This window comes from Herminiimonas sp. NPDC097707 (assembly GCF_044761395.1).
GTDB lineage: Bacteria > Pseudomonadota > Gammaproteobacteria > Burkholderiales > Burkholderiaceae_D > Oxalicibacterium.
Window position 1 is genome coordinate 349,141 of record NZ_JBIWCI010000001.1, and the last position, 13,852, is coordinate 362,992.

The 13,852-nt window shown below is 52.9% G+C and carries 13 protein-coding genes and 1 riboswitch; of the genes, 8 read left to right on the forward strand and 5 right to left on the reverse strand.

What is annotated here, in order from left to right:
• Positions 1–4: 4 nt before the first annotated feature.
• Entirely contained in the window at positions 5–1,420 is a 1,416-nt protein-coding gene (locus ACIQW9_RS01640; protein ID WP_402332136.1) for an efflux transporter outer membrane subunit, read from the forward strand.
• Positions 1,421–1,459: 39 nt separating this feature from the next.
• Here ACIQW9_RS01640 and ACIQW9_RS01645 read toward each other — a convergent pair whose 3' ends face one another.
• The 4 genes from ACIQW9_RS01645 to ACIQW9_RS01660 all read right to left on the reverse strand — a co-directional run bounded on the left by ACIQW9_RS01645 (position 1,460) and on the right by ACIQW9_RS01660 (position 5,479).
• Positions 1,460–2,761 carry a purine-cytosine permease family protein gene (locus ACIQW9_RS01645; RefSeq protein ID WP_402337808.1) on the reverse strand — a complete coding sequence of 434 codons (1,302 nt, stop codon included), beginning with the start codon at positions 2,759–2,761 and terminating at the stop codon, positions 1,460–1,462.
• A gap of 51 nt (positions 2,762–2,812) precedes the next feature.
• Positions 2,813–2,915, reverse strand: a riboswitch (TPP riboswitch).
• Positions 2,916–3,239: 324 nt separating this feature from the next.
• Positions 3,240–4,049 carry a phosphate/phosphite/phosphonate ABC transporter substrate-binding protein gene (locus tag ACIQW9_RS01650; protein ID WP_402332139.1) on the reverse strand — a complete coding sequence of 270 codons (810 nt, stop codon included), beginning with the start codon at positions 4,047–4,049 and terminating at the stop codon, positions 3,240–3,242.
• Positions 4,050–4,201: 152 nt separating this feature from the next.
• Entirely contained in the window at positions 4,202–5,014 is an 813-nt protein-coding gene (locus tag ACIQW9_RS01655; protein ID WP_402332142.1) for a phosphate/phosphite/phosphonate ABC transporter substrate-binding protein, read from the reverse strand.
• Between the two features lie 306 nt (positions 5,015–5,320).
• On the reverse strand, positions 5,321–5,479 hold the full coding sequence (locus ACIQW9_RS01660) for a DUF3309 family protein (protein ID WP_041323131.1): 159 nt from the start codon (positions 5,477–5,479) through the stop codon (positions 5,321–5,323).
• 246 nt (positions 5,480–5,725) lie between these two features.
• On the opposite strand from ACIQW9_RS01660, the gene ACIQW9_RS01665 reads away from it, so the two are divergent.
• From ACIQW9_RS01665 to ACIQW9_RS01685, 5 genes are all read left to right on the forward strand, one after another.
• Entirely contained in the window at positions 5,726–6,226 is a 501-nt protein-coding gene (locus ACIQW9_RS01665) for a LapA family protein (protein ID WP_402332145.1), read from the forward strand.
• Between the two features lie 106 nt (positions 6,227–6,332).
• Positions 6,333–6,752: a flagellar basal body-associated protein FliL gene (fliL, locus tag ACIQW9_RS01670; RefSeq protein WP_402332148.1), complete on the forward strand. Its 420-nt coding sequence runs from the start codon at positions 6,333–6,335 to the stop codon at positions 6,750–6,752.
• Positions 6,753–6,812: 60 nt separating this feature from the next.
• Positions 6,813–7,025, forward strand: coding sequence for a DUF1289 domain-containing protein (locus ACIQW9_RS01675; protein ID WP_011870465.1), 213 nt, complete (start codon positions 6,813–6,815; stop codon positions 7,023–7,025).
• Between the two features lie 104 nt (positions 7,026–7,129).
• Positions 7,130–8,824, forward strand: coding sequence for a peptide chain release factor 3 (locus tag ACIQW9_RS01680; protein ID WP_402332150.1), 1,695 nt, complete (start codon positions 7,130–7,132; stop codon positions 8,822–8,824).
• Between the two features lie 84 nt (positions 8,825–8,908).
• Positions 8,909–10,243 (forward strand): TAXI family TRAP transporter solute-binding subunit, encoded by a 1,335-nt coding sequence (locus ACIQW9_RS01685; protein ID WP_402332153.1) that lies wholly within the window; start codon positions 8,909–8,911, stop codon positions 10,241–10,243.
• Here the strand turns inward: ACIQW9_RS01685 and ACIQW9_RS01690 are convergent.
• Positions 10,240–10,704, reverse strand: a complete 465-nt coding sequence (locus tag ACIQW9_RS01690) for a rhodanese-like domain-containing protein (protein WP_402332156.1) — start codon at positions 10,702–10,704, stop codon at positions 10,240–10,242. The two genes, ACIQW9_RS01685 and ACIQW9_RS01690, sit on opposite strands and share 4 nt — an antisense overlap.
• Positions 10,705–10,811: 107 nt before the next feature.
• Between ACIQW9_RS01690 and ACIQW9_RS01695 the strand changes: the two genes are divergently transcribed.
• Both ACIQW9_RS01695 and glnA read left to right on the forward strand, forming a co-directional pair.
• Positions 10,812–12,065: a putative Na+/H+ antiporter gene (locus ACIQW9_RS01695; protein ID WP_402332158.1), complete on the forward strand. Its 1,254-nt coding sequence runs from the start codon at positions 10,812–10,814 to the stop codon at positions 12,063–12,065.
• Between the two features lie 310 nt (positions 12,066–12,375).
• Positions 12,376–13,791, forward strand: coding sequence for a type I glutamate--ammonia ligase (gene glnA / locus ACIQW9_RS01700; protein ID WP_402332161.1), 1,416 nt, complete (start codon positions 12,376–12,378; stop codon positions 13,789–13,791).
• Positions 13,792–13,852 lie beyond the last annotated feature (61 nt).

Consider the following 13,852-nt stretch of genomic DNA (forward strand, 5'->3'; position numbering starts at 1 on the left):
TTCCATGACTTCACGTTTTAATTTTCGACGTACCCGTCTCGCGCTTGCAGTCGCGGTCGTGTTTGCAGTGAGCGGGTGTGTGCATAACATCGATGCGAGCAAGCCGAATGTAGAGATTCCCGCCACGTGGGCGGAGGTGGCGCCTGCAGGTATTGAACTGCAACGCGACTGGTGGCGCGGCTTCGACTCGAACGAACTGTCTGCATTGATAGACCAGTCGCTGGCTGGCAGTCCCGATTTGATCATCGCGGCAGAGCGTGTGACACAGGCTGAAATTACCGCACGCAGTGCTGGCGCATCGCTGTTTCCCTTGCTGACCGTGAGCGCTGGAACGGATACCGGCCAGGTCAAACCGGGCCCGACGGGCAGCGGCTGGGCCAGAAGCGAATCAACCGGCGTTGTGCTGAGCGTCAATTATGAAGTCGATGTGTGGGGACGCGTGGCAGCCACCACGCGCAGTGCGAATGCATCGCTGAATGCCAGTCGCTACGATCTGGAAACGGTACGCCTTACCTTGACGACCGGTGTCGCCAATGCCTACTTCCAGACGCTGGCCTTGCGCATGCAATTGCAGGTGGCGCAGGACAATCTGGCGATTGCAGAAAAACTTTTTTCCATAGTCGAAGCGCGCTATCGTTTTGGTGCGGCGTCGGCACTGGATGTCAGCCGTCAGCGCAGCACGGTGCTGGCACAGCGCGCGACCATCTTGCCTCTGCAGGTACAGGAGCGGCAAACGGTCAGTGCGCTGGCGATTTTGCTGGGGCGTCAGCCGCAGGCCTTGCAGGTTGCAGCACAAAGTCTGGATACGCTTGCGATACCGGAGGTCAGCCCGGGTTTGCCGTCAACATTGATTACGCGCCGTCCCGATGTCGCCAGTGTGGAGGCGCAACTACTGGCAGGTTCTGCCAATGTTGCGGCTGCGCGTGCAGCATTGCTGCCGACAATTTCATTGACGGGAAGTGCGGGTAACGCCAGCGCTGCCTTGCTGTCTCTGGGCAATCCTGCCTACAGCATCGGTATTGCAGCTTCGATAGTGCAAACGCTATTCGACGGCAACAGTTTGCGCTTGCGCGTGGAAACTAATGAATCCATGCGACGTCAACTGGCGGAAAGTTATCGCCGTACCGTGTATACCGCATTGAAGGAAGTGGACGATGCGCTCGGCAATGCAACGCGCAATCGTGAGCAGGAGCAGGCGCAGATAGCAATCAAAAAAGAAGCGCAGCGTGCGCTTGGCTTGTCCGAGTTGCGTTATCGCGAAGGCGCGGATGATCTGAACAGTCTGCTCGATGCGCAACGCACGCTATTCGCAGCCGACGATAAATTGACGCAATTGAAACTGCTGCGCCTGACCGGCACTACCGATGTCTTCAAGGCATTGGGCGGTGGCTGGAGCAAGGCACAAACCGCACAGCAATAATCTGAATGAAGGAGGACATCCTTCATTCTTTTTTCTCCATTAGATCGACTGCAATGCCGGACGTCGCGCCATGCGATAAATCGTTCCCAGCATCAAGGTCACTGCCAGACTAGGCAAGGCTGAACCGACCTGTGGCCAGAAAACAGGGCAGATGTGGAACACGGCTATGCCGATCAGCCAGATGACAACCGGGATCGTGTTGATCGCCTTGTCGCTGGCACGCCCCTGCATCGCCAATTGCGAAATCACGACGCCGAACAAGGGCACGAAAACCGAACTCAGCAATAGTAAAAACGGTTCCAGTCCGTGCATGGGCAAAATCAGTGCGCATGCGGTGGCAAGCAAGGCCAGTCCAATGCCCCAGAAGCGCACGCTGAATTTTCCATGCAGGAAGTTGAGTGCGACGGAACCGGAATAGACGTCGCCATACGCATTGTCCATTTCATCGATCAGGATCAAACCGAGCGCAATCAAGCCGCCTTGCGCTAGAAGCAGGGTCGCCATCAGATCGGCGCCGGGAGTCGTGGTGCTGACGATTAGCACACCCAGTGCATGACACCATATATTGGCAATCGCAAAACCCAGCCAGGTGCCGCGGAAAGTGCTGGTGCCAGCCTTGCCGTAACGTGCGAAATCCGCCACCAGCGGCAGCCATGAAACCGGCATGGCCATCACCAGATCGATGCCGGCCAGTGTACTCATCGAACCGTCTCCCGCCCTGTTCCAGATTGCATCCAGTCCTTGCGCCTGCGCTTTCATGAAGAATTGCCAGGTCAGCCAGATGAGCGACAGGATGACGAGCGGCAGTCCGAAGCGCCCGACGAATTTTCGCACCAGCCCTATCATGGAGCCGGTTGCCAGAGCGACCAGCAATAGTCCCCAGAACAATGCCGTCAGATATGTCACCCACGCAGCGTCGATGCCGGTAATGTTTTTGATGAGCGCGCTGGTGCCATCGCGCATGACAACCAGTTCGAATGCGCTCCAGCCTATCAACTGGATCACGTTCATGATGACCGGCAGCTTGGCGAAGGACGTGCCCAGCGTTTGACACATCAGGACGGGGCTCGATAGTCCGCGTTCAAAACCGATATAAGCCACCCACGCCAGCAAGGCGGCGCCAACGGAGGAGCCGACGAGGATGGCGAACAGGGCAGTTTGCGTGCCGAGGGCGGTGCCGAGAAACGCGCCTATCTGCATCACCAGCAGGCCGACGCCCAGGCTGAACCACAAGGCCATGTGATCGCGGAACGAGAATACTCTGTCTGCCGACGGAATCGGTACAAATGCAGGATTGGAAGCGGCAGCGATTGCTGCGGGTGTGGTGTCTGGCAAAGCCATCATTGTCTTTCAAGATGAATGGCAGGTCAGCAGATGTCATGCCTATGAATGGCGATGGATTGCATGCTTTCCTGCGCGAGGATTACCTCAATCAGGTTCAACGGGTATTTCTCACCCGCGCATGTTTTTCCGCGCAGGACCCCGAGCCGAGAGTGTTAACTGGGCGCTACTTTGAGCCAAAAATTAGTTATAGGCAAGCCCATACGCGGATTTGGCTCGCATCTAGCGCCAGACATTGGGACGGGAAGAGGGGGAAGTGCAGAAAGAAGCGCAGGAAGAAAGAGTCGGGCTGCACGGTAAAAACCGGAGGGGGAGCAGCCCGACGAAAATACAAATTACTGTATGAAAACACAGTATATCCGGGCGCGCATGAAAAGTCACGTGCAGATTCCGAGATTGAAAAATCTACGAAACCATAAAAAGCGGGAGCAACCTCAGTTGCTCCCGCTGTGCCGCCAGCTTCAATATTCTCTGTCTTTTACAGACCAAGTCGTATGCTGGCTTCATTCATCGTCAAGGGGTTCCACGCTACAAAGCCGGTCATGCCGATTGCAGCCAAGGCATTTTTGCCATTTTCGTTGTCCGACAAGGTCAATAACAAAGCCTTGATTTTTTCTCTATCGGAATCGCTGAGTTTTTTCGATGCGAGGAACTGCTTAACCGGAATCGGTTTGGTTTCTGCGAGTATGCGACCACCTTTGGCAACCCAATCGCGGGCGACGCCAATAGAGCCAGTGACACCGGCGTCAACAAAACCGTTATCGATCATGAATGGCACAGCGTCCTGATAGCGGGTGGCAGTATAGGACTTTTCCGGTTGCTGGAAATTCAGTTCACGCAGATTGGCAGTGAACATGACAGTGGTAATCGAATCTATCGACGGCACACCGATTTTTTTACCACGCAGATCCTGCATCGATTTCAGTGGGGATGCATTGGATACTAGGACGTGCGCGCGATAGCCGGTAAATCCTTTGGCGGTTGCGAGTCCTTCGTAGCCATTCTTTTTGACTGCACGCAAACCAATATGTGCTGCGTGTATGAAGGCGATATCAAATTTGTTTTCCGCCAGACCTTTTGCAAAACCTGCGCTGTCTATGCTTTGCAGTTTTACATTTTGCTTGAGTTCTTTTGAAAGTAATTGCAACAGTGGTTTGTAACGTTCGCTGGCCGGGCCACCGTCCTGATAAGTGACGCCTTCGTTAATCGCGAGAACAAGATCTTGTGCCGAAACAGAATTGATACTGGTTGCCAGTAGAGTCAGTGCTAGAAGTGAAGGGAATTTCATACGCTTTCTTGATTGAGGATGTTGAGAAATTTTTGAATGAACGAATACCCGGGGAATGGGGTATTGCCTGGATCAAAGCTTGGGACGAAAAAAACGCATTGCAGCAAGCAATGCGTTGGATGAGCAGCGCTTGATAAGCGCGCTCGTTGTTTTTACAGGCCGAGACGGGCCGTTGCTTCCGCCATTACTTGGCCATTCCAGGGAACAAAACCTGTCATGCTGATTTTGGAAAGTGCATTTCTGCCGGCATCGTTTTCCGACAAGGCCAGTAACAAGGCTTTGAGTTTTTCTCTGTCGGACTCGCTGAGTTTTTTGGATGCAAGGAATTGCTTGATTGGAATCGGTTTGGTTTCTGCAAGTATGCGGCCGCCTTTGGCGACCCATGCTTGCGCCACTTTGCCGGAACCGGTGACGCCGGCATCGACAAAGCCGTTTTCAATCATGAACGGCACGGCATCCTGATAGCGGGTTGCGGTAAATGCTTTTTCCGGTTGCGGGAAATTCAGTTCGCGCAGATTGGCGGTGAACATCACGGTGGTGATCGATTCCAGCGATGGCACACCGATTTTTTTGCCGCGCAAATCCTGCATTGATTTCAATGGTGAGGTATTGGCCACCATTACGCGCGCACGATAATCGGTAAATCCCTTGGCGGTGACCAAGCCTTCATAACCATTCTTTTTGACTGCGACCAGACCGACATGCGCAGGGTGGATAAATGCCAGATCGTATTTTCCTTCGGCCAGGCCTTTTTCAAATACGGCGTATTTATCCACGCTTTGCAGCTTGATGTTCTGTTTTAATTCCTTCGATAACAAAGCCAGCAGCGGTTTGTAACGCTCGCTGGCCGGTCCACCGTCTTGATATGTCACACCTTCGTTAATGGCAAGAATCAGTTCTTGCGCTGAAGCGGAATTGATCCCGGCGGTCAGCACAGCCATAGCCAAAAAAGATATGAATTTCATAAGGGTCGCTCCGATTGGAATATTTTTTTAAGGTAACTAATTGTAAAGTGAATGGTACATTAAGCGATGAAAAGGGAAGAATTTTTCTTGTTTGCGGTGACAAAAACCCACAACAATTTATTTGAATTGCGTCAACGCCCGGCAAGGGCGGGGCGCGAGGTTAGTCGACCCACAAGACATACAGGTTTAACCAAGGTGAATAGGGCGTATCGCGGTTTATTTTCCCGACGATTGAAATTGCCTGCGGATGAGCGCGAGGGGGCAACTTGTGTCAGGCGGCCTGAACACAAGTTGCCGGGCGTTTATTTAGATACGCCCTGTTACCAGCATGATGAGAAGGATGACAACCAGCAAACCGGTGATGCCGCTGGGTGCATATCCCCAACTTCGGCTGTGCCCCCAGGTTGGCAACACGCCGAGCAGGATCAATACCAGTACGATCAGCAAAATGGTTCCGATGGACATGATTTTTCCAGTTGTTTAAGGTGAACAGCGTGTGGATATGAACATGCCACATTCGTGTTTATCGAACATTGCAAGGCCAGCGTAATGCGCCTTTGATACCTGCTCTGTACGTTGGCGAACAAACAATTCAACCTTGCTGCGAGACAATGAATACTGTCCGTGGCACGCAAGGCAGCAGTTGTGCTCTACGCTTGAAAGAAGGCGATCTTTCATTTTCAAGCATTATCTTTTTAAAGTGAGGTCATCATGCAAATCCGTACCTTTTTATTCATCATCATTCTGGGTGCGATAGGCGCTCTCGCAGCATTGAACTGGGAAGCGTTCAATACGCCGACGGCACTATGGTTGGGAGTGACGACCGTGCAGGCGCCACTGGGGCTGGTCATGCTGGGATTCACCGCGCTATTGACGCTTTTTTTCCTTGCCGTGATCATTTATCTGCAATCTTCTGTTTTGCTGGAGGCGCGTCGCCACGCCAAGGAATTGCAAGTCCATCGTGAACGGGCGGACCAGGCCGAGGCTTCGCGCTTCATTGAATTGCGCCACCTGGTGGAAGCGGAAATGCAATCGGTCGGACAGCAAAATCTTGAGTTGCGCGGTACACTGCTGGACCGGATGGAGCGGCTGCAGGGCGGCATCGTACTGGCGATAGAGGAGTCCGGTAATACTGTCGCCGCTCATATAGGTGAACTGGAAGACAGGTTGGAGCGTGGTACGGATGTAGGGACGCCGAACCGGCTTGCATGAATCAGTTGCCAGCCCGAGTACATTTAATTTCCACGGGGAAACATGTGGGCGGGTAATCGAGGGACATCGGTTAAACTACGGGATTGTAATTATTCCGGGGCTCGTCATGGCAACAGCCAAACCCAGACAAACCGACACAAGCGTCATTATCCTTGCTAGCGCTCTGGCTGTCGTATTGGTCGGTATTGTGGCCGGATGGCTTTATATTTCCTACCTCGCACGCCCGGTAGCAACATCTTCCTTCGCAAGTTTTGGTCCTGTGGTGGTGCGCAGCTCGGAATTTTCGATCAAGGCGACCATTGCAGTGCAAACGCGACATGAAGACGCCAGCTGGGTAAAAAAGCATAAAAAGGAACTGGATTTTGCATTGCAGGCTGCCTTGGGCAATGTTGATGCGCACCGTGTCCGGACTCCAGAGGGCGTGACATATGTGCAGGAATTGTTGCGAGATGCTGCGAATAAAACGCTTAATACCACCAATATCCAGGAAGTTCTGCTGACCGATTTTATCGTGCAGGGGCAGTGATGTTGCGTGTGTGTCTACAGACACACCGTTTGACGGATAGAATCAAAGATCATTTTCAGTATGAGTAACACAGACAATTTTCCCAAGCAGGGCCGCGATGTACTTCGGCCCGACTCGCCTTGCGCCGGTTATTGCTCGACCTCGCATGGCGATGAAATCTGCAAGGGTTGCGGCCGGACGTTCGACGAAGTGATCAACTGGATCATTTACGATGATGCGGAAAAAGCTGCGATCTGGGCCAGGCTGGAAGCGGCTGGCTTGATAAAACGTTAAGTATTTTCAGTATTGCAGCATGCCTCCTGACGTCTACGTAATGCTCGTATTAGACTTCAGGGCCAAGAGGCGGTAGACTTTAGCCCTTTTTCTAGGGCTATTCCATGTCCGCCACGCCCGAATTTCCAACGTCCGATGATAGCGCCAGCACCGATTCTGCCATTGCGTCCGAATCCGCTGCTGAAGCGCGCGCCGTTTCCGCTGAACTGATTGCCAGCGAAGTTGCACGTCGTCGCACCTTCGGTATTATTTCTCACCCGGATGCGGGTAAAACCACACTGACTGAAAAGCTGTTGCTGTTCTCCGGCGCGATTCAGCTCGCGGGTACCGTCAAGGGGCGCAAGAGTGCTCGTCATGCGACTTCCGACTGGATGGATATCGAAAAGCAGCGCGGCATTTCCGTCGCCAGTTCGGTCATGCAGTTTGAATATCGTGATCACGTCGTCAATCTGCTCGATACGCCGGGTCACCAGGATTTTTCCGAAGATACCTATCGCGTGCTGACTGCAGTCGATTCCGCCTTGATGGTGATTGATGCCGCCAAGGGTGTCGAGACGCAGACGATCAAGCTGCTCAATGTCTGTCGCATGCGTAACACGCCCATCATCACGTTCATGAACAAGCTGGATCGGGAAACACGCGATCCGCTGGAACTGTTGGACGAGCTGGAATCCGTGCTGAAGATCGAATGCGCACCGGTGACCTGGCCGATCGGCATGGGCAAGAATTTCCGCGGCGTGTATCACTTGCTGCGCGATGAAATCATGTTGTTTGCGCCGGGTAGCGAGAAGGCGGATCAGACGTTTGAAGTTGTCAAAGGCATCGACAATCCGCGCCTGGCCGAAATGTTCCCGCAAGAGATCGAGCAGCTGAAAATGGAAGTGGAACTGGTGCACGGTGCCTCGCATCCATTCGATCTCGATGCCTTCCTGAATGGCACGCGTACTCCTGTGTTCTTCGGTTCTGCGATCAATAACTTCGGCGTGCGTGAAATCCTGAATGCCTTGCTCGATTGGGCACAGCCGCCACGCGAACGCGATGCGACAGTGCGTTCAGTCAAGCCGACCGAATTGCCATTCTCCGGTTTCGTCTTCAAGATCCAGGCGAATATGGACCCCGCACATCGCGATCGCATCGCCTTCCTGCGTGTGTGTTCCGGTCGCTTCGAGCGCGGCATGAAGGTTAAGCATCTGCGCCTGAATCGCGAGATCAAGGTGTCGAGTGTGGTGACCTTCATGGCGTCGAGTCGCGAACAGGTTGAGGAAGCATACGCCGGCGACATCATCGGCTTGCCGAATCACGGCAACATGCAGATCGGCGACAGTTTTTCTGAAGGCGAGCTGCTGCAGTTCACCGGCATTCCATATTTTGCGCCGGACTTCTTCCGTGCAGTGCGGATTCGCAATCCACTGAAGATCAAGCAATTGCACAAGGGTTTGCAGCAGTTGGGCGAAGAGGGTGCGATTCAGGTATTCAAGCCGGTTAACAGCAGCGATCTGATTCTGGGTGGCGTCGGCGTGTTGCAGTTTGAAGTAGTCGCCAGTCGTTTGCTGAATGAGTATGGCGTCGATGCCGTATTTGAAGGCACCAGCATCAGCAGCGCGCGCTGGATTACCTGTGACGACAAGAAGATGCTGGCTGATTTTGAACGCTCTTCAGCCGGTCATAATCTGTCGCATGATGCAGCCGGCAATCTGGCTTACCTCGCAAGCTCGGGTGTCAACTTGCGTTTGACGCAAGAGCGCTGGCCAGGTGTGACTTTCCACGAAACACGTGAACATGCCGCCAAGCTCGCTTAATGGTGCTTGATACGATTGCAACGCCGGTTGTCCTTGAGATACCGGCGTTTTTTGTTTGCCTTTGTTGATTGAGTGTTGCATGTCATGAAAAAAATTCTGAAATTCACCAGCTTTTCCCTGCGCGACCTATTCGTCACTATCGGACCGCTGGCGATTCTGATTGCTGCTGCATGCTATTTTGCTTACAAGCTGATCAATCCGTTTCCTCCGTCGCAAGTCGTTTTTTCGACCGGGCAGGATAGTAGCGCTTATGCAGAATTCGGCAAAAAATATGCGAAAGAACTCAGCAAGTTCGGGATTACGACAATACTCAAGTCATCGCAAGGTTCGGAGGAAAATTTACGTCTGTTGAACGATGAAGATTCGGATATCGATATCGCCTTCGTGCAAAGCGGTTCGACCCAGCATGCAGATGCCGAGCGTTCCGGTTTGATCTCGATAGGCAGTTTGTTTTATGAACCGGTCTGGCTGTTTTATCGCGAGAATACGCAGCTGAAAAATCTGACGCAATTAAAGAAAATGAAGGTCAATGTCGGTACCGACGGTAGTGGAGTACCGAAGTTGTTTAACGCGATTCTTGAGGCGAATGATATAGACATCGCCAGCGTAAAGACAAGCAAGCTGGCCGATACGCCGGCGACCGTTGAATTGCTGGCGGGACGTATTGATGCCTTGGTGTTCAGTTCCGCCCCGGATGGTTTGCTGATCCAGATGTTGTTGCGGACACCAGGGATCAAATTGTTTGATTTTTCGCAGGCGGAAGCGTATTCGCGCCGTTTTCCTTATCTGTCGCACGTGGTGCTACCGCGTGGCATCGTCGATTTTTCGCGAGATATGCCTGTCAAGAATTATCACTTGATTGCACCGACAGCCACTTTGGTTGCACGCGAGGATTTGCATCCTGCTCTGGTGGATTTGATTGCGCAGGCAGCCGTCAGTATTCACGGCGGCGCTGGCTGGTTTAACAAGAAAGGTGAATTCCCGAACGGGAGCTACACGGAAATTCCGGTGGCGCCACAAGCCGAGAAGTTCTATCGCGATGGCGCACCGCTACTGCAGCGTTACTTTCCGTTCTGGGTGGCCAATTTTGTTGAGCGCATGTGGATCGTGATCGTCGCATTGGGCGCATTGATCATCCCCTTGTCACGTATTTTACCGCCCTTGTATGTATGGAAGGTGCGTTCGCGCGTGTATCGCTGGTACGGGCAATTGCGCTCTGTAGAACAGACGATTGAAGACGTGCCGCCGGAAAAGCGTGCGGAGGTTTATCCTGAGCAGTTGCGACGCTTGCGTGAAATTGAAGACAGGGTCAATCAGATTTCGATTCCGCTCTCGTTTGCCGATGAGTTATATCGCTTGCGCAGTCATATCAATTTTGTGCGCAAGCGCATCGTGTGGTTGGGCGAATCGCAATCCTAGGCGCCGGTCCATGGCAAGCCGGCATGACACCAGCCGTTGACGTTCTTACGATGGCCATCGGCGTCTTTTTCACCCTCGAATCCCTCCAGAATATCGTAGGAATGCGCATAGCCGTTTTCCGTTGCTACCTTTGCCGTATGTTTGGAACGCACAGCGCCACGGCACAGGAAAAGCAGCACGTTATCCTTGCCGGTAACTTGCGATAGCTGCGACAGGAAATCGGCATTCTGCGCGCCGCCCGGATACAGATTCCATTGCACGGCCAGGTGTTGTTCCGGCGCGATGTCGGGACGACCTATCCAGTCGCGTTCTGCGTTGGTACGCACATCAACCAGCTTCACATTGGCATCGTTTTGCAGCAACGCATACGCCTCCTGCGGTGTCAGCGCGCCAGCATAAGGTAGCGCATGGGCGTGGGCACGTTCGCGTGCAGCGGCAAGAATATCGGCAGAGGTGGTCATGATATGCGGCTCCTGAGACAAGGTTTTATTATAGATGAGCACCTGTACGTTGCTCTCGACTTACATGACTATAATTCATGTACACGACAATACAGGGATCTCGGCTTATGACGAATATACAACTTGTCGCGGCGATCATTTTTGCGATTGCACTCATTCATACTTTCGCCGCCAAATCATTTGAACGTCTGGCCCATCGTCATCCCAAACATGCAGGCTTGCTGCATTTGTTAGGTGAAATTGAAGTCGTGTTCGGTTTCTGGGCCTTCGTGCTGATCGTGGTGATGGCCTTGGTGTCTGGTGGAACGGCTGCGCTTGATTATGCGGAATCCAGGCAATATACCGAACCGCTGTTTGTCTTCGTCATCATGGTGATCGCCGCATCGCGTCCGGTACTGGAAATTGTCAAAACCCTGATTTCTGCCATTGCACACGCCGTACCCTTGAATACAGCGATCGCGCAGGTGTGGCTCTGCCTGGCTCTGGTACCTCTGATCGGTTCGCTGATTACCGAGCCGGCGGCAATGACACTAGCCGCCTTGATGCTGGGGCCGCTGATTTTTCGGCAAGGGATTCCCGAATCGCTGAAGTATGGTGCGTTGGGCGTATTGTTCGTCAATGTGTCGATCGGTGGCACTCTTACTTCGTTTGCTGCACCGCCGGTGTTGATGGTGGCAGCGACATGGAGTTGGGATAGCGCATTCATGGCAGCCAACTTTGGCTGGAAAGCGGCCATTGCCGTTCTCGTCAATGCGACCGGTATTACCTTCCTGTTGCGTGCTTATATCAAAGGCTATACGCCTGCAGAGGCGGGGGATGAAAAACCTGACGTGCCGCTGATAGTCAGTACGGTTCATCTGGTTTTTTTGAGCGGAGTGGTCCTGTTCGCGCATCATCCGGTGATTTTCATCGGGCTATTCTTGTTTTTCCTGGGTTTCACCAAGGCGTATGAACAATTCCAGAACCCGCTGATTCTGAAGGAAGGTTTGCTGGTAGGTTTTTTTCTGGCTGGTCTGGTGGTGTTAGGCGGCATGCAGCAATGGTGGTTGCAGCCCATCGTTGCCAGCCTGGAACCGACCGCGCTGTTTTTCGGTGCGATGGGATTGACGGCGATTACCGATAATGCGGCGCTGACCTATCTGGGGTCCCTGATTGAAGGTATGTCGGACACGGCAAAATACATGCTGGTGGCAGGTGCGGTTGCCGGCGGTGGTCTGACCGTGATTGCGAATGCGCCGAATCCGGCTGGCGTCGCCTTGCTGCGTCAGGGATTCAATGATGAGTCGATAGGCGTGCTGGGTTTGCTGGCTGGCGCCTTGTTGCCCACCGCGATTGCCGCGCTGTGCTTGCTCCTGTTCTGATGGCACCAAAATAATGCAATTTTTAATTGAAAAGTTACAAACGCACCAATTTAAGGCAATTTGGAAATATTGCACTTTTTTGGGGATGTTTTTTGGTTTACTTCAATCAGGAGCAAAGCAGTCGGTAAGCTGTTTTCCCAATAAAATGCAGGGTGCTCCAGCGAGGTGCGCATGCAGCTTATTCCTTAAGAAGGTGGCATGGAATCTGCTATCATTTCGCACGAGTTCAAGTCGCATGCTGTCAGGTACACGCACGGCTCATAACCCATTTGCATATTTGTATTATTTTGCTCAATTTTAGGAGATTCGCATGGCAATGACGGCGGCAGAGGTCTTGAAGATGGTGAAAGACAACGAAGTTAAATTCGTTGATTTTCGCTTTGCTGACACACGTGGTAAAGAACAGCACGTCACTGTGCCAGTTTCGCATTTCGATATGGATAAATTCGAGTCCGGTCATGCGTTCGATGGTTCTTCCATCGCCGGCTGGAAAGGTATCGAATCGTCGGATATGTTGTTGATGCCGGATCCAAATACCGCCAACATCGATCCATTCTACGAAGAAACCACATTGTTCATGCAATGTGACGTGATCGAACCATCGGATGGCAAAGGTTACGACCGTGATCCGCGTTCGATCGCCAAGCGCGCAGAAGCGTATTTGAAATCGTCCGGCATGGGCGACACCGCTTACTTCGGACCAGAACCGGAATTCTTCATTTTCGACAGCATCCGCTGGAAAATCGGCATGGATGGCTGCTTCGTCAAGATCGAATCGGAAGAAGCATCGTGGAGCACCGGCGAGAAATTCGAAGGCGGCAACACCGGTCATCGTCCAACAGTTAAAGGCGGCTATTTCCCGGTGCCGCCAGTCGACAGCTTTCAGGACATGCGTTCGGAAATGTGCCTGATCATGGAATCGCTCGGCATTCCGGTTGAAGTACATCACCACGAAGTGGCTGGCGCAGGCCAAAACGAAATCGGCAGCAAATTCTCGACGCTGGTTGAGCGCGCTGACTGGACCCAGAACATGAAATACGTGATCTGGAACGTGGCGCACACCTACGGTAAAACCGCGACTTTCATGCCGAAGCCTATCGTTGGCGACAACGGTTCGGGCATGCACGTGCATCAATCGGTCTGGAAAGACGGCAAAAACCTGTTCGCAGGCGACGGCTATGCCGGCTTGTCCGATTTCGCTCTGTACTACATCGGCGGCATCATCAAGCATGCCAAGGCACTGAACGCAATCACCAACCCAGGCACCAACTCGTACAAACGTCTGGTTCCAGGTTTTGAAGCGCCAGTTAAATTGGCATACTCGGCACGTAACCGTTCCGCTTCGATCCGTATCCCGCATGTATCGAATCCTAAAGGTCGCCGCGTTGAAGCGCGCTTCCCGGATCCGCTGGCTAACCCATACCTGTGCTTCTCGGCTTTGCTGATGGCAGGTCTGGACGGCGTACAGAACAAGATCCATCCAGGCGAAGCAGCCTCGAAAGATTTGTACCATCTGCCACCGGAAGAAGATGCACTGATCCCAACCGTGTGCGCTTCGCTGGAAGAAGCACTCGAACATCTGAACAAAGACCGTGAGTTCCTGACTCGTGGCGGTGTGTTCAGTGATGCAATGATCGATGCGTACATTGAACTGAAAATGCAGGAAGTGCAGCGTTTCCGCATGACTGCACATCCGGTTGAATACGATATGTACTACTCGCTGTAATCCGCAGTTTTCATTCCGCCGCAAGGCGGAATGAAAATGCAGAGGAGCGAAACAAGGCGGA

Coding starts and splice junctions, on each gene's coding strand:
- ACIQW9_RS01640 (WP_402332136.1), top strand. CDS start 5: ATGACTTCACGTTTTAATTTTCGACGTACCCGTCTCGCGCTTGCAGTC.
- ACIQW9_RS01645 (WP_402337808.1), bottom strand. CDS start 2,761: ATGGCTTTGCCAGACACCACACCCGCAGCAATCGCTGCCGCTTCCAAT.
- ACIQW9_RS01650 (WP_402332139.1), bottom strand. CDS start 4,049: ATGAAATTCCCTTCACTTCTAGCACTGACTCTACTGGCAACCAGTATC.
- ACIQW9_RS01655 (WP_402332142.1), bottom strand. CDS start 5,014: ATGAAATTCATATCTTTTTTGGCTATGGCTGTGCTGACCGCCGGGATC.
- ACIQW9_RS01660 (WP_041323131.1), bottom strand. CDS start 5,479: ATGTCCATCGGAACCATTTTGCTGATCGTACTGGTATTGATCCTGCTC.
- ACIQW9_RS01665 (WP_402332145.1), top strand. CDS start 5,726: ATGCAAATCCGTACCTTTTTATTCATCATCATTCTGGGTGCGATAGGC.
- fliL (WP_402332148.1), top strand. CDS start 6,333: ATGGCAACAGCCAAACCCAGACAAACCGACACAAGCGTCATTATCCTT.
- ACIQW9_RS01675 (WP_011870465.1), top strand. CDS start 6,813: ATGAGTAACACAGACAATTTTCCCAAGCAGGGCCGCGATGTACTTCGG.
- ACIQW9_RS01680 (WP_402332150.1), top strand. CDS start 7,130: ATGTCCGCCACGCCCGAATTTCCAACGTCCGATGATAGCGCCAGCACC.
- ACIQW9_RS01685 (WP_402332153.1), top strand. CDS start 8,909: ATGAAAAAAATTCTGAAATTCACCAGCTTTTCCCTGCGCGACCTATTC.
- ACIQW9_RS01690 (WP_402332156.1), bottom strand. CDS start 10,704: ATGACCACCTCTGCCGATATTCTTGCCGCTGCACGCGAACGTGCCCAC.
- ACIQW9_RS01695 (WP_402332158.1), top strand. CDS start 10,812: ATGACGAATATACAACTTGTCGCGGCGATCATTTTTGCGATTGCACTC.
- glnA (WP_402332161.1), top strand. CDS start 12,376: ATGGCAATGACGGCGGCAGAGGTCTTGAAGATGGTGAAAGACAACGAA.